The following is a 17,762-nucleotide window of genomic DNA, read 5'->3' on the forward strand; positions in this document are numbered from 1 at the left end:
GGACACGGTCCACGTCACTTGATCGCCCCGATCGCCAGACCCGAAATGAAGTGCTTCTGGAACCGCAGGAACACCGCAACCGTCGGCACGGCCGCGATGACCGAGCCCGCCGCGATCACGTTCCAGTTGGACACGTACTGCCCCTGCAGGCCGAGCAGCGCCGGCGTCACCGGCATCACCGTGCCGGTGCGCAGCACGGTGATCGACCACAGCAGGTCGTTGAACGTCCAGGTGAACGCCAGCGCGCCGAGCGCGGCCAGCGCCGGGCGGGTCATCGGCAGGATGATCCGCGCGAAGATCTGCACCACACCGGCGCCGTCGATCAGCGCCGCCTGCTGGATCTCGTCCGGGATGGACCGCATGAACCCCTGCAGCACAAACGTGTAGAAGCCGAGCCCGAACCCGACCTGCACGACGATCAGCGCGGTCAGCGTGTCGTAGATCCCCAAAAGTTCCGACAGCTTCGCCACCGGCACCAGCAGGATCTGCGGCGGCAGCAGGTTGCCGGACAGCATCACCAGGATGATCGTGCGGCGCAACGGGATCTGGTACCGGCTGAGCGCGAACGCGGCCGCCGAGGCGAGCAGCAAGGACAGCAGCACGGTCGGGATCGTCACGATCAGGCTGTTGAGCATCGCGTGCCCGCCGCCGCCCTCACCCCACGCCTGGTCGAAGCCGTCGAGCGAGAACGAGGCCGGCAGCGCACCGAGACCGTTCGACGCGATGTCCGAGAACGTCCGGACGCTCGTCGTCAGCACGAGCACGATCGGCAGCAGCCACAGCACCGAGAGCCCACCCGCGAGCAGGTGGAACCCGGCTGTCCGTGTCCTCCTCACGAGTCCTCCCGGAAAGCGCGCACGAGGTAGGTCACGATCACGCCGAACGCCAGCACGAAGATCACCACGGCCAGCGCGGACGCGTAACCGAGCCGCAGCGACTGGAACGCCGTTGCGTACATGTACGTGCTGAGCACCTCGGACGAGTGGTACGGCCCGCCCTTCGTCATCGACCAGATGACGTCGAACGACCGCAGCGAGTCGATGATGATCACCGAGAGGACCACCGAGTTGACGCTGCGCAGCTGCGGCCAGGTGACGTTGCGGAACTGCTGCCACGCCGTCGCGCCGTCCAATTTGGCCGCTTCGTACAGCGCCGGGTCGATCCCCTTGAGCCCGGCCAGGTACAGCACCATGACGTAGCCGAGCTGCCGCCACAGCGCCGGAATGAGCACCGCGTACAGCGCGGTCTTCGGGTCGGCGAGCCAGGCGTGCTGCCAGCTGCCGAGCCCGATCGCGCCGAGCACCTTGTTGAAAACGCCGTCCGGCTGGTAGATCACCTGCCAGATCAGCGACGTCGCGACCAGCGAAAACACCACCGGCGTGAACATCGCGGCCCGGTAGAACCCGACACCGCGCCGTTCCTTCTGCAGCAGCGTGGCCAGCGCGAGCCCGCCGACGGCCGAGAGGCCGCCGAAGAGCACGAGCCAGAGCACCGTGTCGAACGCCGCCGTCTTGAAGATGTCGTCCGAGAACATCTCGGCGAAGTTCCCGAAGCCGGCGAACTCGGGCGCCGAGACGCCGTCCCAGTTCGTCAGCGACAGGTAGAACCCCTGCAGCGCCGGCCAAAACACCCAGAACCCCTCGACCACGAGGGGCACCAGGACGAACGCCAGCAGCACGGGCGAGACCCGGCGACGACGGCGTTTCGCAGCCAGGAAAGCCGTATCGGGCCGCTTGGCGGTCAGCACCGCCATCTCAGGACTGCCAGACCTTCTGCGCGGCGGTCTGCCAGTCGCTCAGGATCGAGTCGAGCTCGTTCGGCTTCTGGATGAACCGGATCAGCGCCGCGTCGGCGGTCGGCTGCAGCGCGTCGGAGGAGTCGCGGTTGAAGAACTGCGTGATCTCCTTGGCGTCGGCGAGCAGCTTCCGTCCCTTTTGGACCAGCGGCGTGCCGTTGTCCTTGGCGTCCGGGTTGGTCGGGAGCACCGTGCCGGAGGAGTTCTTGATGTAGAGCTCCTGCGCCTCGGCCGTCGCGGCGTACTTGAACCACTCCTTGACCTCGGCGACGTGCGGGGTGCGCGCACTGGCGAAGAAGCCGTCGGTCGGGCCCTCCTCGGCCACCGGCACCGCCGGGTCGAGGATCGGGAACTGGAAGAAGTCGAGGTCGTCCAGGGCGTCCTTCGGGGCGGCGTCGGCGAAGAACGTGCCGGTCAGGATCATCCCGGTGCGGCCCTGGAGCAGCACGGTCGTGGCGTCCTGGAACGCGATCGCGGTGCCGTTCGGGTCGGTGTAGGGCAGCGCCTGGCGCCACGGGTCGAAGATCTTCTTGACACGCGGGTCGTCGAAGTGCTGCTTGCCGGCCAGCAGTTCGCGGTGGAACGGCGCGCCGTTGATCCGGATGTTCAGGTAGTCGAACCAGGCCGACGCGGTCCACGGCGTGGTGCCGCCGGCGCCCATGCCGATCGGCGCGATGCCCTTACCCTTCAACGTTTCGCACAGCGCGAGGAACTCGCTCCAGTTCGTCGGCGGCTGCACGCCCCACTTCGCGAAGTTCGACTTCCGGTAGAAGAAACCCCACCAGTAGTACGACGTCGGGACGAAGACCTGGTGCCCGGCGCCGTCGCCGGACAACGACCGGAAGGCCGCGCTGTAGTTGCCCATGGTTTGCCAGACGTCGCCGACGTCGAGCAGCAGGCCCTTGCGCGCGTAGCCGGACAGCAGCGAACCCGGGTACCAGGTGAAGGTGTCCGGCGGGTTGGCCGCGGTGAGGTAGCTGGGCAGCTGGGTCCGGAAGGTCTCCGACGCCACGGTGTTCACCGTCGCCGTCGCGCCGCCCTTCTCGCCGAACGCCTTGGCCAGCGCCTCGATCGCCTTCTTGGCCTCGGGCGAGGACAGGTTCGACTGGACGGTGACCGCGCCGGCGGCCTGCTTCACCGGGCCGTTGGACGCGGAAGTGGCGCAGGCGGCGAGGAAGCTGCTGGACCCGATCGCGCCCAGTCCGGCGAGGCTCGCGTTGCGCAGGAAACGACGGCGGGACAGGCCGGCACTCGTCATGTCGTGACCCCTTTGTCTTGGCGCCCGCACGGGCGTGACTGCTGCCAAAGAGTGCAACCGGCCGACGCCGCTGTCAAGATGTATTCATAATTTATGATGACTACGCGGGCAGCGTAGGATGACCTTCCGCCACCCCGCCAGCTGAGAGGGCCCTCCATTGACCGAACACCGGCCACGTGGGTTGCACGGCCAGACCGTGGAGGCACTGGCCAGCCGGATCCTCTCCGACGAGTGGGGCGAGGGCACCGTTCTCGATCTGCCCGCGCTGCGTGAAGAGCTCGACATCAGCCTGACCGCGCTGCGCGAAGCGCTCAAAGTGCTGGCCGCGAAGGGCATGATCGACGCCCGGCAGAAGCGCGGCACGTTCGTCCAGCCGCGCGAGGCGTGGAACATGCTCGACGCCGACGTCATGCGGTGGCAGACCGCGGCCGCCGACGACCCGGGCCTGCTCGACGAGCTCACCGAGGTCCGCACGGTCGTCGAGCCCGCCGCGGCACGCATCGCCGCCGAACGGGCGTCGGACGAAGACCTCGAATCCCTGCGCGAGGCACTGGCCGACATGGCCGCGGCCGGCGACGCCGAGGCGAGCGTCCAGGCCGACCTGGCGTTCCACCGGCGGCTGATGACCGCCACCCACAACAACTTCCTGATGCGGATGGAACGGATCATCGCGATCGGGCTGGCCGAGCGCGACAAGCTGGTGCACGGCGCGTCGGCGGCCGAGGATCCGGTGCCGAGTCACCGGAAGGTGTTCGACGCGATCGTCGCGGGTGACCCGGCCGCGGCCGAGCAGGCGATGCTCGCCCTCGTCACGAAGTCACGCGACGACCTGGCGAAGGCTCAGCGCACGCGGTCCTGACCGGCCGGCTCGAGGGCGGTCTGCAGCATCCGGGCCGCGGCCGCGCGGGGCTCCGGGTCGACCGCGATCAGCGCGTTGACCACCGCGCCGTCGACCAGGGCCACCAGCCGCTCCAGCTCGGCGTCGCTCACCGGCGTGCCCGAGCGCGCGAAGATCTCCGTCAGCAGCTCGTTGAGCTGGACCGACAGCGTCCGCATCAACGGCCGCAGGTACGCCCGGCGCCCGGTCGCGACCAGCCGCTCGTACCGCAGGAGCACCGCCTCGGCGTCGGCCTCCGGGTCACCGCTCTCCGGCCCGAGCAGCATCTCCAGCACCAGCTCGACGGTCGCCTGGACCCCGCGGTTGCGGGTCGCCAGCTCCTCCAGCCGCGCGCGCCCGGCCGCCAGCTCGGCGTTCGAGTGGTGCTCGACGGCCGCCGTGACCAGGTCGTCCAGCGAGTCGAAGTAGTACGTCGTGGACGCGAGCGGCAGGCCCGCGCGCTCGGCCACCGCCCGGTGCCGCACCGCGTCGAACCCGCCCTCGACGAGCAGCTTCGCGGCGGCCTCGACGAGCGCGGCGCGCCGTCGCTCCCCCTTGGGAGTGGTCGCAGCGGTCATGGCCGGTCATTCTGCCAACCGGGCGGACCCGGGCTCAGAAGCGGGGCGCGAGAGCGTGCGCAATCTGGTCGACCTGGCCCGCGTACGGCGCCGTCGCTCCGGCGGAAGGAACGCTGACCAGCAGCAACGAGCCGCCGGAAGCGGTGGCCACCTGCGCGGTCACGGTGCCGGCCGGCTGGGACTTGAAGACCACCGGAATGCCCTTGGGGTACACCGCCGCGGCCACTTCGCCGCCCGGGACCGGGAACCCCGCGGACCGCGACGCCGTCGAACAGGCGCCGCCCGGGGCAGCCCGGGAAACGGCGACGGGGACGGGGAGCTCGCCAGCGAGGGCAATGGCGAGCTCCCCGTCCACCTGTTCGCACCCGGAGGCGCCTTCGGCCAGCTGGCCGGTCTTCCCGTCTCCGCTGCCCCCCTGCTGGGGCGGCGAAGAAGAGAAGTTCGGTGACTCCCCACCGACTTGAGGACGTGCCGGGTCCACCCCGGGTTGCCCCGAGCCCCGCCCGGATTGCGCCGGCGCGGCGTTGTCCTGGGCCGACGTCAACGACTGAGGGGTACCCCCGGACAGCACTCCGTATGCACCGAAGCCGACGACGACGAGCGCCGCGGCGCTCACCCCCGCCGTGATCCGGTTGCGGCGCCGCACGGTCTGGCGGCGGGATTCGCGGACGACGTCGTCCTGGCTGAAGGTCGGCGACGGCGCGTCCCCGGGCGCGGCGGAGAACAACGAGCGCAGCTCCTGCTCATCCATTCGTCTCCACCTCCCGTTCCAGCACCTGCTTGAGATTGGCCAGCCCGCGGGCGGTCTGGCTCTTCACGTTGCCTTCGCTGCAGCCCAGCGCCTTCGCCGCGCTGGTCACGTCCAGTCCTTCGAAGAACCGCATGACCAGCACCGCGCGCTGCTTGGGCGGCACTTCCTTCAGCGCCGCCAGCAGGTCTTCCCTGGTCGCGACGAGCTCGTCGAGGCCGGGTGTGTCGTCGGCCGGCTCCGGCAACGTCTCGGTCTGCCACTCACGCCGCCACGGACGCCGCGATTCGTCGATCGACGCCCGGACGAGCGTCGTGCGGACGTACGCGTCGGTCGCCGCGCGATCCCTGATCTTCTTCCACCTCCGGTGCAACGCGACGAACGCCGTCTGCGCGAGGTCGTCCGCCCGGTGCCAGTCGCCGCAGAGCATGTACGCGGTCCGGCGCACGGCGTCCCGCCTGGCGGCGAAGTACTCCGCGAACTCCTGCTCGTCGCGCTGGTCCACGCGCAGTCGTGCTCCGCTCTGTTGTCGTCGGTGGGTAGGACGGAATCAGGGGCGTCCACGGTTGCACGGACCGAGTGGGTTCGACCACTCCGGGGCTCATTGATCCCCAGGAGGTGGGTGTGATGTGATCACTCCGTGACCTTCACGCCCGCGCCGCTGGACTTCCGCTCCGACACCGTCACCCGTCCGGATGACACGATGCGCGCGGCGATGGCGTCCGCGGAGGTCGGGGACAACGTCCTCGAACGCGACCCGACGGTCGCGGCGCTGGAGGAGCGGGCCGCGCACGTGCTGGGCATGCCGGCGGCGCTGTGGGTGCCGAGCGGCACGATGGCCAACCTCATCGCGCTGAGCCTGCACCTGCAGCGCGGCGACCGGTTCCTCGCCACGCGCGGCGCGCACGTGCTGGCCAACGAGCTGGGCTCGGCGGCGTGGCTGGCCGGCGGTATGCCGGATCCGCTGGAGCACGACGGGGGCCCGGGCCGCCCATCGCCGGACGCCCTCGCAGCCGCGATCGGGCAACCCGGGCCATACTTCACTTTACGGACATCTCTGTTGTGCCTGGAGAACACGCACAACGCCGCCGGGGGCGCGGTGACACCGCCCGACGAGCACGCCCAGCTGCTGTCCGTCGCCAAGGAAGCCGGCCTGACCGTGCACCTCGACGGCGCCCGGCTCTGGCAGGCCGCGGTCGCGCTGGAAGTGCCGCCGGCCGCGCTGACCGTCGGCGTCGACAGCGTGTCGGCCTGCTTCAGCAAGGGTCTCGGCGCGCCGGTCGGCTCGGTCGTCGCGGGCAGCAAGGAGTTCGTCGAGCGGGCCCGCCGGATGCGGCAGATGCTCGGCGGCGGCGTCCGGCAGGGCGGGGTCCTGGCCGCGGCCTGCCTGGTCGCGCTGGACCGGATCCCCGACCTGGCCGACTCGCACGAAAACGCCCAGCGCCTCGCCGAAGGCCTGCGTGAGCACGGCTGGCCGACCAACAACCCCGACACCAACATCGTGCTCGCCCAGGTGCCCGACGTCCCGACCGCGCTGACCTGGCTCGACTCGCTGGGCATCCGGACCGGGCCGATGGCGGGCCGGGTCCGGTTCGTCACCCACCGGGACCTGAGCGCGGCCGACATCGAAGAAACCCTGCGCCGGATCAAGTCCGGCGCGTGAAGCGCCCTGGGGGCACTGTGAACTGGATCGTGTTCGACTACGGCGACGTGCTCAGCAAGCCGAGCGCGGCCCTGCCGGGCATGGCCGCCCGGCTGGGTGCGCCGCTGCCGGAGTTCAAGCAGGCGTACTGGGACTACCGGCTCGCCTACGACGCCGGCAGCACTCCGCTCGAGTACTGGCAGACGGTCGGCGACGCGCTGGGCGTATCGGTCGACGAAGCGCTGTCGGCCGAGCTGACCCGCGTCGACGTCGAAGGCTGGGGGCACCTGGAGCCGTCGTCGGAGGCGCTGCTCGAAGCCCTTTCCGAGGCGGGCGCGTCGCTGGCGCTGCTCTCGAACGCGCCGTCGGTGTTCGGCGAATGGGTCCGCGAGCAGGAGTGGGTGCGCCACTTCCGCGTGACGCTGTTCTCGGGTGACGTCCGGTGTGTGAAGCCGGACGCGAAGATCTTCCGGCTCCTGCTCGACGAGCTGGGCGCCGAGCCGGCCGACTGCCTGTTCTTCGATGACCGGCAGTCCAATGTGGACGGCGCCCGCGCCGTCGGGCTCAAGGCGCAGGTGTGGAACGGCGCCGACGCGGCCCGCGCCTGGCTGGACTGAGCTCACCCGCACCGCACGTCCGTCGGCCCGTGTCGACTTCGACCGGCCGAGCAGCGCCCGCGTCTTCGACGCGCTGATGGGCGGGCAGGACAACTACGAGGTCGACCGCGTGGTGCTGCGGGAGATCCTGGAGATCGCGCCGGCCGCCCGGCGATGACCGGGCTCGACACGCTCTACCGCACGACGGGCCGCGCCTGGCGCCGCTGACGCCGGTGAACTGGACGTCACTGTGCGGCGTGGCGCGGATCCCGTGATGACTCAGTAGCGATTGATGCGCCGGGGGTCCTTCTTGCCACCGCTGATCGCCCGGTAGCCGGCCGCGCCGAGGAAGACGATGCCACCGATGATGGCGATCCACAGGACGGCCTTGAACACGAAGCCGATCACGGCGCCCAGCACCATGAACGCCACCCAGGCGACGATCAGGCCGCCGACGATCTTCCAGAACATGGCTTCCTCCGAGAAAGTTGCTGGTGGCCGTGGCCTCACCGGCCCGGTGACTCCACTGTGTCAGCTCCGGCGGTGAAACTCCCCTCGCCAGAGCAACGTTCAGGGATGAATCAGGGTTCCCCCTGGCGGAGCCACCCACCGAGCCGGCGGACGCCTTCGTTGATGTCCGCCGCGCTGCCGGCGAAGGAGAACCGGACGTACTTGCCGCCGTCGACCGGGTCGAAGTCGACTCCGGGGGTGATCGCGAGCCCGGTGTCGGCGAGCAGCCGCTGGCACCAGCTCAGGCTGTCCTCGGTGTACGCGCTGACGTCGGCGTAGGCGTAGAAGGCGCCGTCGGCGGGTGCGAGCTTGTCGAGGCCGATGCGCTTCAGGCCGGCGAAGAGCCGGTCGCGGTTGGCGCGGTAGTGCTCGACGTGCGCGTCGGCCTCCGCGTACGCCTCCGGGGTGAAGGCCGCGAGCGCCGCGTACTGCGAAACCGCGGGTGGGCAGATGGTGAAGTTGCCGGTCAGGACGTCGACGGCGCGGTGGAGGCGCTGCGGCACGAGCATCCAGCCGAGCCGCCAGCCGGTCATCGCGAAGTACTTCGAGAAGCTGCCCAGCACGATCGGCTCACGGCCGTACTGCCACGCGCAGTCGAGCTCGGCGCCGTAGGAGATGCCGTGGTAGATCTCGTCGCTGATCAGCTGCACCCCGTGCGACGAGCACCAGCCGGTGATGGCGGCCAGCTCCCCGGGCGGCAGCACGGTGCCGGTGGGGTTGCTGGGGCTGGCGACGATCAGGCCGTCGATCGGGCCCAGCGCGTCGAGCAGGCCGACGGTGGGCTGGAAGTTCGTGTCGGCGTTCGTGGGGAACTCGACAACTTCGCAGCCGAGGACGGAGAGCAGGTTGCGGTAGGCCGGGTAGCCGGGCCGGGCCATCGCGACCTTCGCGCCGGGGTCAAAGGCGCTGAGGAAGGCGAGCAGGAAACCGCCGGAGGAACCGGTGGTCATGACGACGTCCTGCGCGCTGACGTCGACCTCGTACCGGCTCCGGTAGTGCCCGGCGACGGCTTCACGCAGCTCGGGGATGCCGAGCTGCTCGGTGTAGCCGAGGGTGCTTTTACCCAGCGCTTCGCGGGCCGCCTCGAGCACGGCCTTCGGCGCCGGCGCGGACGGTTGCCCGGCGGCGAGCGACACGAGGTCACCGTGGCTGCGCTGCCGCGCGCCGGCCGCGGAAAGGACGTCCATGACGTGGAAGGGCGGCACACCGGCCCGCAGCGCGGGCCCGGCGAAGGCTCCGAGGTCGACCATGCGGCCAGGCTAGTGCCTGGCCGCCGGGCCGCTCAGTAACCGCGGTACGCACCGCCGTGGGCCATGGCCTTGATGCCGGGCACGTTGTCGAGGCTGCCGTACCGGTCGAACGAGTACTGCACCCCGGCGATGATGTTGTCGACCGGGTTGTAGATGTTGTCGTGGCCGGGCAGCTTGTGCGCGTTGAACGTCGAGTCGATGCACTGCATGAGCCCCTTGGACGGGTGCCCCGCGGCCGCGTTCGAGTCCCAGTTGTTGATGGCGTTGGGATTGCCGCCGGACTCGTGCTGGATGATCGCCCAGATCTTGGGGATGTCCGCGTCGGTCACCGGGATGCCCGCGGCCTGGAGGGCCTTCATGGCTTCCTGGATCCACTGCTGGACGTTCCCCGGGGGCGGCGAGGAGGGCGGGCCGCCGCTGGGGCCGAGGCCGCCACCACCGCCACCGCCTCCGCCACCGCCGCCTCCTCCGCCACCGCCGCCGTGGTGGGAGGCGCCGTTGCTGTGGATGCCGCCGGTGCTCTGCGGAACCGTGCCGTCGCTGGTGGGCAGGGGCACCTTCGAGTAGCCGCCCTCGATCTGCGTCTTCATCAGCGTCTGGGACTGCTTGACGAGGTCGTCGGCCGTTTTCATCAAGGGGTCGATCTTGCCCAGCGCGGTGGTCGCCTGCTGCTGGTTGAACTTGTTGGCCTCGTCCACGATCGCCTTCGAAGAAGGCGGCGGCGGGCCCGACCGGTCACCGCGCGCGTATTCCGCTTCGGCGTTCATCGCGGCTTGAGCCTTCGGCGTGTCGGTGTCGATCCTCGCCTGGATCGCCGTCCGGGCGCTCTCGAACGCGTCGTGCACATTGCGCTTGATGTCACCGAGCTGTGAAGAAAGCCGGCTGAGGTCGTTGCCGACGTCGGTGAGGTGCGTCTGCACCTTGTCGCCCGCGGTGGTGATCTGCTTGACGTAGCCGACGAACGCGTCCGCGGCCGGGCCCTTCCACACACCGGCGGACAGCGAGTCGGTGGCCGACTTCATCGCCGCGCTGTGGTCACCGGCCTGTGTCGCGGCGGTCTTGAACTGCTGGGCCGCCTTTTCGATCGACTCGGGCTTGATCCCGTCGACCTGCTTCTGCTTGGCCTCGATGTCCGGCCAGTTCGGTGGGAAGTCGATCAGCCCCGCCACGATTCCGCCCCCTTGTCATCCCGGCCCGCGGAGGCCGTCCGGTGCACGCTCACTGGTTCCCGGGCTCGTGCAGCTTGAGGTCGCTCGCGCCGACCTGGTCGGTTTCGGCGATCAGGCCGGCGGCTTTCCGCAACACGAAGCCGGTCGCCTCCATCAGCTTTCCGGCCGCGTCGAATTCGGTGTGCACGCCCTGCTTGAACTCGCCGACCGCGCCGTGCACGTCCTGCGAACCGCCCATGGTGCCGAAGGGGCTTTCCTTCTCCTCGTCGACGCCGGTCAGGTGCTTCTTCGACTTCTCGAACTCGTCCTTGAGCTGCTCCACCTGGCGTGCCGCGATGGCCATCGAGTCCGGGTCGTAGACAGGCACGGTTCGTCATCCCCTTCGCAAACTTGCATCCGCCCGATCAGACGTGGTCATGACCGGAACGGTTCCCGCGCTTACTTTATGACTTCCCCCCGCTCGCGCGTGCGGATGTCCGTCAACTTCCACCCCAGCGGGCGCCGGACACGCTTTGTAGCATGTCCGGCGGGGAGGAAACCGATCATGAAACCACTGAACCCGGACGAACCACGCCATGTCGGGCGGTACCGCCTGGTCGCGGCGCTCGGTGAAGGCGGCATGGGCCGGGTGCTGCTGGGGGTGTCGCCCGACGGCCGGCTCGTGGCCGTCAAGCAGGTGCACCCGGGCTTCGCGCACGACACCGGGTTCCGGTCCCGGTTCCGCCGGGAAGTGCAGACCTCGCGGCTGGTCTCGGGCGCCTACACCGCGGCGGTCATGGACGCGGACCCGGACGCGCCGACGCCGTGGCTGGCTTCGGTGTTCGTCGCCGGCCCCTCGCTGAAGGAAGCCGTCGAGGAGGCGGGCCCGCTGCCGCCGGCGTCCGTGCGGATCCTCGCCGTCGGGCTCGCGTCGGCGCTCACCGAAATCCACCGGGCCGGTGTGGTCCACCGGGACCTCAAGCCGAGCAACGTCCTGCTCACCGACGACGGCGCCCGGGTGATCGACTTCGGCATCGCCCGCGCGGCCGAAGGTGATTCCGAACTGACGCACACCGGCTCGATCATCGGCTCACCCGGTTTCATGTCCCCCGAGCAGGCCGACGGCCGGACCGTCACCCCGGCGAGTGACGTCTTCTCCCTGGGCGCACTGCTCGTGATGGCCGCGACGGGCCGGGCGCCGTTCGGCGGTGGATCGACCCCGCAGGTGCTCTACAACGTCGTCCACGGCCGCCCGGACCTCGGCGCCCTGCCGCCGGAACTGCGGCAGCTGATCGAGCCGTGCCTGGCGAAGGACCCGGCGCACCGGCCGGCGCCGGCGCAGATCCTCGACTTCCTCGGCCTGGTCCCGCCCGGGGTGACACCGTGGCCGCCGGCCGTCCACGCCCTGATCGGTGGCCAGCAGGCGCAGGTCGGTCAGGTGCTGGCGCTCCCGCAACCGCCACCGCCGAAAGCGGCGAAGAGGCGACGCTGGCCGCTCGTGGCGGCCGCCGTCGCCGTGGTGGTGGCCATCGGGGCGACGGTGGCCGTCGTCGTGGCGAACCAGGACCGATCGGGGGCCGGAGCTTCGCCCTCGCCGGCCGGCCCGCCCAGGCCGGCTCCCTTCAGCCCCGCCGATCTGCGGCAGATCGATCCGTGCAAGCTCCTGCCGCGCGACTCGATGCCGGGCACCGGCCCGGTCAAACCGGCCGACCGCAGCGGGGGCCTGCTCGACCAGTGCTCCCTTTCCTTCGACGAGACGGCGGACCGGACCCGCAGCACCACTGTGGACCTCAGCCTCTACAACCCCCTTCCGCTGGACGGGGTCAGCCCGGCCCGCGTGGACGGCCACGACGTGTTCTTCAAGAAACACGGCAGCTCCTGCGACGCGGCCTTCAAGATCCCGACCGCGCCGGACAAGTCGATCACGGCCACCGCGCAACGCCCGGCCGGTGATGCGTGCGAGACCCCCCGAGAGGCGATTTCGGTGATCCTGAAGGAGATCGCCGGGGGAACGGCCGAGCGGTTCCCGAGCGCGGCGGGCTCGGCGGTCGCCCTGGACCTGTGCCGCGAGGTCGGCAGCCCCACCGACCCGGCGGGGGCCACGGCCGGGTACCTGAACACCGAGCTGCACGAGTGCCAGTGGCTGATCGACGGAACCGGCTCGTACATCCTCGGCCTGCTCAGCGGAACCGGCCAGGACCTCAGCGTCGACGGCCAGCGCGCGGTCGACCTGGCCGGCACGAAGGCCTACGAGCAGCTCGACAACCGCGACGGGGGAACTCGCCGCTGCACGATCACCTGGACGCACCGGAAGGTCGATTCGTACCTCACCGAGGAGTTCAGCCTCGTCTTCACCCCCGACCCCCAGCCGCCGGACACCACGGGCATCTGCGCGGCAGCCGAAAAGTTCGTCGGCGAGGTGATGTCCCGGCTGCCGCCGGTGAAGTAGCTCAGGCTTCCGCGATCAGCTCGCGGATCCGGGTCGCCAGCAGGGTGTTGTCGGCCGGGGTGACGGTGGCCCACTCGCGGCCGTCGCGGTCGGTCTGGACCTGGAACAGGTAGCGGCCCGCGTCCGTGTCGAAGAACGCCACCACGCGGTTCGCCCGGTGGGCGATGCCGTCGCGGCCGGTTCGCTCCGCGCCGAACTGGCCGCGGGCCTCCTGGCCCAGCAGCATTCCCGAGAGCTCCTGGGCCTGGAACAGGACCACGCCGCGATCCTCCAGCGCGGTGACCATCGCCTTCGGGTCACCCTTGGCCGCCGCGTCGGCTTCGCGGAGCGCGGAGTACGGGATGCTGACCGTCTGGCCGATGCCCGGGCCCAGGTCGCCCGCCACCGAGACCGCCGCCTCGGGCAAGCCGTCCTCGGTGGCCGGGATCAGCCAGACCTCGCCGTTGTCGACCACGGCCAGCACCGCCTGGCTGCGGACGCTCACCGCGCGGCCGCGGATCTCGCGTTCGGCCCACACCCAGACGTCGACGGCGGACTGCGGGCGGGCCAGCAGGTGCAGCATGTCGGCCACTTCGCCGGACACCCGGCGGTTGCGGGCCAGCCGCCGCTCGGCGAGCGACGTCCACGCCGATTCGATCAGCTCGCGCCGCTCGGAGCGGGTGGTTCCCGCACTCGGCACGTCCAGCGCGACGTGCCGGCGAGGTAGTTCGAAGGACTCCCAGAGCACGTCGAACTCCAGGGCGGACAGCACGAGCGACACCGTCAGCGCACATCCCCGCCGTGGTCACCGATCACGTCGGGCGAAACCATCCGCTGGTCGGCGAACAGGTCCTGGTCGTCGACGCCGAAGCGGCGGACGTGCTCGGCGTCCTCCTCCTGCGGCGCGGCCTCTGACAGGAACTTGGCCTCACCACGCTGCTGCTTCGGGCTGATCTGCTCCGACTTCCGCAGCGCCGCGGCCTCCTCCTCGGGCAGCTCGCCGACCGGCAGCGGCCGCACCGGGCCCTTCGCCTGGCCCTTCTCGCGGCGCTGACGTTCCTTGTCGCCGCTCAGCGCGCCACCGGCCGCGCCGGCCCCGACCGCCGCCGCGCCCGCGCCGATCTCACCCGGCGACACACCGGGCTTGACCACGAAGCCGCGTTCGCCGGTGAACTGGCCGGGCGGGAGCGGGGCCTGCTGGAACGAGCCGACCGTGCGGCCCTTGGCCAGCAGCCCGTCGGCGCCGCGGTTGGCGCCGCTGAGCGAGCTGTCGACACCGGTCGAGCCGCCGGACGCACTGCCGCCGCCGAGCGACTTGATCGGCGACGTCGCCGGGGACGAGCCGGGCGGCAGCGCGCCGGGCGCACCCGGCGGGATGAACGAGTCACCGCTGCCACCACCTGCTGGGCCGGGGGTGAACCGGCCACCGCCCGAGGGGTCACCGGACGGGCCGCGGCCCGGGGTGTTGACCCAGCCGGGGCCGGGTTGCGACGTCGGCGGCTTGACGCCGGACGGAGTGGTCGAGCCCGAAGGCGAGGTGTGCTGGGCGGCCGGAGCGGTCACCGAGCCGGTCTGCCGCGGCTGCTGAGCGGGCCGGGACGGCTGCTGCGCCGCGACGCCGTAAACGGGCGTGGGCGTGTCGGCGTGGACCTGGTGCGACACCGGCTGCACCACCGGCGGTTCGACCCGGACCGACCGGACCTTGTCCGAAGCCGGCTTCACCTCGCCGTCCGGCGTCACCGCGACCGACGCGGCGGCGACGTCGAGCACCCCCGGCGTCACCCCCGGCGCGGCCAGCTTCAGCGACTCGGGGTCGGACAGCGACTGCGTCGAGAGCAGGTTGGTGCCGCTGTCCTGCGCGTACTCGTTCAGCGCCTGCGTCGCCTGCGCCTTGGCGTTGTTGGCGGCCTCGACCTGGCGCGCGTGGTCGGTCTCGAAGCCGATCAGGCTGAGCAGCAGGCCGTCGGTGAGGCTGTAGCCGCCCGCGCCCTTCCGCACCGTTTCGGCGTCCGGGAGCTTGTACTTGGTGCGGTTGAACGCCTCACCCTGTTCGAAGACCATCTCCGCGGCGTGCGCGACCTTGGTCGTGGCGTCCTGGGAGAACCCGGCCTGCTCGGTGAGCACCTGGCTCGCCGCGCCGCCGGCCTGGCTCTGCCACTCGACACCCAGCTTGAGCAGCTGGGCCCGCAGCGTCTGGTCGGTGTGGGCGAGCGCGGTCGCGACGGCTTTCAGCGCGTCGACAGCCGTGCCGATGCTGCCGGTGCCGTCGCCGTTGACCATCCGCGTGATCTGGTCGGCGATCGCGGTGTTGGTCCAGCCGTCGAAGCGGTGGTTCTGGATCCCGGCCGCGAGCTCGGAGAATTCCACGCGCCCTCCCTAGTTGCGTGCTTTCAAGGACTGCAGCGCAACGTCGGCGGCGTGCACCGACATGTCGCACAGCTGCGGCTGAGTGAGCTTGCCGCGGGTGATGGCGAACGTCTGGACGGCCAGGGTCTGGCCACGGGCGACACCGACGAGCGTCTCGCAGTCGGCGGGGTCGCCGGCCGCGCGGTAGTTCGTCAGCGCCGGGTAACCGCCGATGGTCTTCGGCTCGGTCGTCATGCTGTTCTTCTTGCGGGCGCCGGTGATCCACTGGTCGAGGTCCGCCGACACCGCCCGCACGTGGTACGAGTGCACCGGCTCGGCGCCGTCGGCGTCGAACACGCAGGTGGGGCCGTCCTGCGGCGGAGCTTCCCGCGGGGCGCTGGTGATCTTCAGCGAGTCGAGCTCCACCTGCGGGAACACCTCACACAGGTTGACCCCCTGCAGGGTCAGCTCGGCCGGGCGCTGGGGCAGCTGGGCCGCCTTGGCGCTCTGCGACGCCGCGGTCGCGGCCGTCTCGATCGGGTAGGGGGTGCCGTCGGTGCCCGCCGAGCAGCCGGCGAGCGCCGCCGTCGCGAGCACGCCTCCGGTGATCCGCAACCTCCGGTTACGCACCGTGCTTGCCGCGGTCACCGAACACTGCCGCCTTCTCTTCTTCGCTGACCTTGTAGTCCTTCGCGGCTTCCCGCAACTGCGAGACGAGGCGCTTGAGACCCGCGACGTACTCGCGGACCTGGCCGGCGTAGGAGCGGTCGCCGTCGGCGATCACGGAGTTCCAGGCCTCGATCGACTGGGTGCTGACCACGTCGGCGGACGGCGCGTCGATCCGCAGCTCGCCGAGCCGGGTCAGCAGCTGGTCTTCGAGGGCGTTGGTCTGCTCTTCGACGATCCGGGCGACGTCCAGGAGCTTGTCCGGGTGGACCAGGACGTCCGCGGCCGCCGGCGCCACCGGGACGGCCGAGGTGAGGTCGTACGAGGGTCCTGACATGCGCTCCCCTGACGTCATACGGACAGTGACCGGCCGACTCCCGTCGAGGCTACCAACGAGTGTGTGGCGGCAGCCTTAGTTTGGACGAAGTTCGCCGCCCGCCGGTTCCCCCGATCCGTGAATTCAGGCGCGTTGTTTTGCCGTCGGGGCGCTGACCTCGCCGTTTGCCGCCTTCAACGCGATGTCGGTGCGGTGGTGCGAGCCCGCGAGGTGCACCTTCTCGACGGTTTCGTACGCGTGCTTGCGCGCCGACTTGAGCGTCTTGCCGGTGCCGACGACCGACAGCACCCGCCCGCCGGAGGAGACGACCGCGCCGTCGTCACGACGGCGCGTGCCGGCGTGCAGGACACCTTCGATCTCGGCCCCGGTGATGACGTCGCCGGTGCGCGGCTTGCCCGGGTAGCCGTCGGCCGCGACCACGACGGTGACCGCGGCACCGCCGGACCACTCCAGCGGCGGGTGCTCGGCGAGCTTGCCGATGGCGGTGGCGTGCATCAGCCCGGCGATCGGGGTGCGCAGCAGCGCCAGCACGACCTGGGTCTCCGGGTCGCCGAAGCGGCAGTTGAACTCGATGACCTGCGGGCCCTCGGACGTCAGTGCGAGCCCGGCGTAGAGCAGGCCGGAGAACGACGCGTCGCGCGCGACCAGCTCGTCGGCGACCGGCTGGACGACCTTCTCGACCAGCTCGTCGACCAGGTTGCCGGGCGCCCAGGGCAGCGGCGCGTAGGCGCCCATACCGCCGGTGTTCGGGCCGGCGTCGTCGTCACCGACGCGCTTGAAGTCCTGCGCGGGCAGCAGCGGCACGACCGTGTGGCCGTCGACGAAGCAGAACAGGGACGCTTCCGGTCCGTCCAAAAAGGACTCCAGCAGCACCGGGTGGCCCCCGTCGAGCAGCATGATGGCGTGTTTGCGCGCGACGTCGTAGTCGGTCGTGACGACGACGCCCTTGCCGGCGGCGAGGCCGTCGTCCTTGACCACCCAGGTCGGGCCGAAGCGGGCGAGCGCGGCGTCGAGGCGGGCCGGGTTGTCGACCACCTCGCTGCGCGCGGTGGGCACGTTCGCCGCGGCCATGACGTCCTTCGCGAACGCCTTCGAGCCTTCGATGCGGGCCGCCGCGGCCGACGGGCCGAAGCAGGCGATGCCCGCTTTGCGGACGGCGTCGGCGACCCCGGCGACGAGCGGGACCTCGGGCCCTACCACCACCAGGTCGGCCTGCCAGCTCTTCGCGAGCGTCGCGACCGCTTCCGGGTCGGCCGCTTCGACGCCGAGCTGCTCGGCCATGGCGGCCGTCCCGGCGTTGCCGGGCGCGCAGGCCAGGGCGGTGACCGTGGGGTCGCCGGACGCCGCGAGGACGAGTGCATGCTCACGGGCGCCGGAGCCGATTACCAGTACGCGCACGCCGCACAGCGTATCCGGCGGGGTTCACGGCGGACATTTCGCCGTCCCTCGGGTGGAGGAGTCCACGCTCCGTTCACCGCCGGGCCCGCCCGGATACGTCCGTCGGACGCTTGCGGCCATGAGGGTTGCGGGGTAGTCAGGGTCAACCCTGTGTGAAAAGAGGTCACCAGATGAAGCGCAAACGT

General features: G+C 70.8%; 20 protein-coding genes. 5 read left to right on the top strand and 15 right to left on the bottom strand.

Translation table 11 applies throughout. The features are described from left to right. Window positions 1-14: 14 nt before the first annotated feature. The 3 genes from ACIA5G_RS07625 to ACIA5G_RS07635 are packed head-to-tail and all read right to left on the bottom strand — an operon-like array spanning window position 15 to window position 3,053. On the bottom strand, window positions 15-836 hold the full coding sequence (locus tag ACIA5G_RS07625) for a carbohydrate ABC transporter permease (protein ID WP_395921364.1): 822 nt from the start codon (window positions 834-836) through the stop codon (window positions 15-17). After that, window positions 833-1,753 carry a carbohydrate ABC transporter permease gene (locus ACIA5G_RS07630; RefSeq protein WP_395921365.1) on the bottom strand — a complete coding sequence of 307 codons (921 nt, stop codon included), beginning with the start codon at window positions 1,751-1,753 and terminating at the stop codon, window positions 833-835. The genes ACIA5G_RS07625 and ACIA5G_RS07630 overlap by 4 nt, the downstream gene beginning before the upstream one ends. 1 nt (window position 1,754) lies before the next feature. Next, window positions 1,755-3,053 carry an ABC transporter substrate-binding protein gene (locus ACIA5G_RS07635; protein WP_395921366.1) on the bottom strand — a complete coding sequence of 433 codons (1,299 nt, stop codon included), beginning with the start codon at window positions 3,051-3,053 and terminating at the stop codon, window positions 1,755-1,757. 157 nt (window positions 3,054-3,210) lie between these two features. Here ACIA5G_RS07635 and ACIA5G_RS07640 point away from each other — a divergent pair, with 157 nt between their 5' ends. Further along, on the top strand, window positions 3,211-3,912 hold the full coding sequence (locus ACIA5G_RS07640) for a FadR/GntR family transcriptional regulator (protein WP_395921367.1): 702 nt from the start codon (window positions 3,211-3,213) through the stop codon (window positions 3,910-3,912). Here the strand turns inward: ACIA5G_RS07640 and ACIA5G_RS07645 are convergent. From ACIA5G_RS07645 to ACIA5G_RS07655, 3 genes are read right to left on the bottom strand one after another with little or no spacing between them, the layout of a single operon-like run. Then, window positions 3,894-4,508 carry a TetR/AcrR family transcriptional regulator gene (locus tag ACIA5G_RS07645; protein ID WP_395921369.1) on the bottom strand — a complete coding sequence of 205 codons (615 nt, stop codon included), beginning with the start codon at window positions 4,506-4,508 and terminating at the stop codon, window positions 3,894-3,896. The genes ACIA5G_RS07640 and ACIA5G_RS07645 overlap by 19 nt on opposite strands. Window positions 4,509-4,542: 34 nt before the next feature. Continuing rightward, window positions 4,543-5,259, bottom strand: coding sequence for a hypothetical protein (locus tag ACIA5G_RS07650; protein ID WP_395921371.1), 717 nt, complete (start codon window positions 5,257-5,259; stop codon window positions 4,543-4,545). Further along, on the bottom strand, window positions 5,252-5,761 hold the full coding sequence (locus ACIA5G_RS07655; protein WP_395921372.1) for a SigE family RNA polymerase sigma factor: 510 nt from the start codon (window positions 5,759-5,761) through the stop codon (window positions 5,252-5,254). The genes ACIA5G_RS07650 and ACIA5G_RS07655 overlap by 8 nt, the downstream gene beginning before the upstream one ends. A 135-nt stretch (window positions 5,762-5,896) precedes the next feature. Between ACIA5G_RS07655 and ACIA5G_RS07660 the strand changes: the two genes are divergently transcribed. From ACIA5G_RS07660 to ACIA5G_RS07670, 3 genes are read left to right on the top strand one after another with little or no spacing between them, the layout of a single operon-like run. Next, on the top strand, window positions 5,897-6,919 hold the full coding sequence (locus ACIA5G_RS07660; protein ID WP_395921373.1) for a threonine aldolase family protein: 1,023 nt from the start codon (window positions 5,897-5,899) through the stop codon (window positions 6,917-6,919). A 17-nt stretch (window positions 6,920-6,936) separates the two neighbouring features. Beyond that, window positions 6,937-7,515, top strand: coding sequence for an HAD family hydrolase (locus ACIA5G_RS07665; RefSeq protein ID WP_395921941.1), 579 nt, complete (start codon window positions 6,937-6,939; stop codon window positions 7,513-7,515). Continuing rightward, window positions 7,436-7,672 (top strand): SAM-dependent methyltransferase, encoded by a 237-nt coding sequence (locus ACIA5G_RS07670; RefSeq protein ID WP_395921375.1) that lies wholly within the window; start codon window positions 7,436-7,438, stop codon window positions 7,670-7,672. Before ACIA5G_RS07665 ends, ACIA5G_RS07670 begins: the two co-directional genes overlap by 80 nt. Before the next feature lie 101 nt (window positions 7,673-7,773). On the opposite strand, the gene ACIA5G_RS07675 is transcribed toward ACIA5G_RS07670, so the two are convergent. From ACIA5G_RS07675 to ACIA5G_RS07690, 4 genes are all read right to left on the bottom strand, one after another. Next, window positions 7,774-7,965 carry a hypothetical protein gene (locus ACIA5G_RS07675; RefSeq protein WP_395921377.1) on the bottom strand — a complete coding sequence of 64 codons (192 nt, stop codon included), beginning with the start codon at window positions 7,963-7,965 and terminating at the stop codon, window positions 7,774-7,776. Window positions 7,966-8,075: 110 nt separating this feature from the next. Further along, complete coding sequence (locus ACIA5G_RS07680) at window positions 8,076-9,254, bottom strand: pyridoxal phosphate-dependent aminotransferase (protein ID WP_395921379.1); 1,179 nt, start codon at window positions 9,252-9,254, stop codon at window positions 8,076-8,078. A 32-nt stretch (window positions 9,255-9,286) separates the two neighbouring features. Continuing rightward, a complete protein-coding gene (locus tag ACIA5G_RS07685; protein ID WP_395921943.1) occupies window positions 9,287-10,414 on the bottom strand; it encodes a transglycosylase SLT domain-containing protein in 1,128 nt (375 codons plus the stop codon). A gap of 58 nt (window positions 10,415-10,472) precedes the next feature. After that, a complete protein-coding gene (locus ACIA5G_RS07690) occupies window positions 10,473-10,790 on the bottom strand; it encodes a hypothetical protein (RefSeq protein ID WP_395921381.1) in 318 nt (105 codons plus the stop codon). 177 nt (window positions 10,791-10,967) lie between these two features. Between ACIA5G_RS07690 and ACIA5G_RS07695 the strand changes: the two genes are divergently transcribed. After that, a complete protein-coding gene (locus ACIA5G_RS07695; RefSeq protein WP_395921383.1) occupies window positions 10,968-12,851 on the top strand; it encodes a serine/threonine-protein kinase in 1,884 nt (627 codons plus the stop codon). Window position 12,852: 1 nt separating this feature from the next. On the opposite strand, the gene ACIA5G_RS07700 is transcribed toward ACIA5G_RS07695, so the two are convergent. The 5 genes from ACIA5G_RS07700 to purD all read right to left on the bottom strand — a co-directional run bounded on the left by ACIA5G_RS07700 (window position 12,853) and on the right by purD (window position 17,577). Further along, window positions 12,853-13,611 (bottom strand): ESX secretion-associated protein EspG, encoded by a 759-nt coding sequence (locus ACIA5G_RS07700; RefSeq protein WP_395921384.1) that lies wholly within the window; start codon window positions 13,609-13,611, stop codon window positions 12,853-12,855. A 2-nt stretch (window positions 13,612-13,613) separates the two neighbouring features. Continuing rightward, window positions 13,614-15,197 carry a hypothetical protein gene (locus tag ACIA5G_RS07705; RefSeq protein ID WP_395921386.1) on the bottom strand — a complete coding sequence of 528 codons (1,584 nt, stop codon included), beginning with the start codon at window positions 15,195-15,197 and terminating at the stop codon, window positions 13,614-13,616. A 9-nt stretch (window positions 15,198-15,206) separates the two neighbouring features. Then, entirely contained in the window at window positions 15,207-15,773 is a 567-nt protein-coding gene (locus tag ACIA5G_RS07710) for a DUF3558 domain-containing protein (protein WP_395921945.1), read from the bottom strand. Between the two features lie 25 nt (window positions 15,774-15,798). Continuing rightward, a complete protein-coding gene (locus ACIA5G_RS07715) occupies window positions 15,799-16,179 on the bottom strand; it encodes a hypothetical protein (protein ID WP_395921387.1) in 381 nt (126 codons plus the stop codon). A 123-nt stretch (window positions 16,180-16,302) separates the two neighbouring features. Beyond that, window positions 16,303-17,577, bottom strand: coding sequence for a phosphoribosylamine--glycine ligase (purD, locus tag ACIA5G_RS07720; protein ID WP_395921388.1), 1,275 nt, complete (start codon window positions 17,575-17,577; stop codon window positions 16,303-16,305). Between the last annotated feature and the right edge of the window lie 185 nt (window positions 17,578-17,762).

Origin of the sequence: Amycolatopsis sp. NPDC051758, assembly GCF_044453095.1 — a bacterium.
In the GTDB taxonomy this organism is placed as follows: Bacteria; Actinomycetota; Actinomycetes; order Mycobacteriales; family Pseudonocardiaceae; genus Amycolatopsis.

Bases quoted from the DNA above. Each gene is read 5' to 3' on its own strand.
- ACIA5G_RS07630 (WP_395921365.1), bottom strand. From the start codon at position 1,753: ATGGCGGTGCTGACCGCCAAGCGGCCCGATACGGCTTTCCTGGCTGCG.
- ACIA5G_RS07635 (WP_395921366.1), bottom strand. From the start codon at position 3,053: ATGACGAGTGCCGGCCTGTCCCGCCGTCGTTTCCTGCGCAACGCGAGC.
- ACIA5G_RS07645 (WP_395921369.1), bottom strand. From the start codon at position 4,508: ATGACCGCTGCGACCACTCCCAAGGGGGAGCGACGGCGCGCCGCGCTC.
- ACIA5G_RS07650 (WP_395921371.1), bottom strand. From the start codon at position 5,259: ATGGATGAGCAGGAGCTGCGCTCGTTGTTCTCCGCCGCGCCCGGGGAC.
- ACIA5G_RS07670 (WP_395921375.1), top strand. From the start codon at position 7,436: ATGTGGACGGCGCCCGCGCCGTCGGGCTCAAGGCGCAGGTGTGGAACG.
- ACIA5G_RS07675 (WP_395921377.1), bottom strand. From the start codon at position 7,965: ATGTTCTGGAAGATCGTCGGCGGCCTGATCGTCGCCTGGGTGGCGTTC.
- ACIA5G_RS07680 (WP_395921379.1), bottom strand. From the start codon at position 9,254: ATGGTCGACCTCGGAGCCTTCGCCGGGCCCGCGCTGCGGGCCGGTGTG.
- ACIA5G_RS07695 (WP_395921383.1), top strand. From the start codon at position 10,968: ATGAAACCACTGAACCCGGACGAACCACGCCATGTCGGGCGGTACCGC.
- ACIA5G_RS07715 (WP_395921387.1), bottom strand. From the start codon at position 16,179: ATGTCAGGACCCTCGTACGACCTCACCTCGGCCGTCCCGGTGGCGCCG.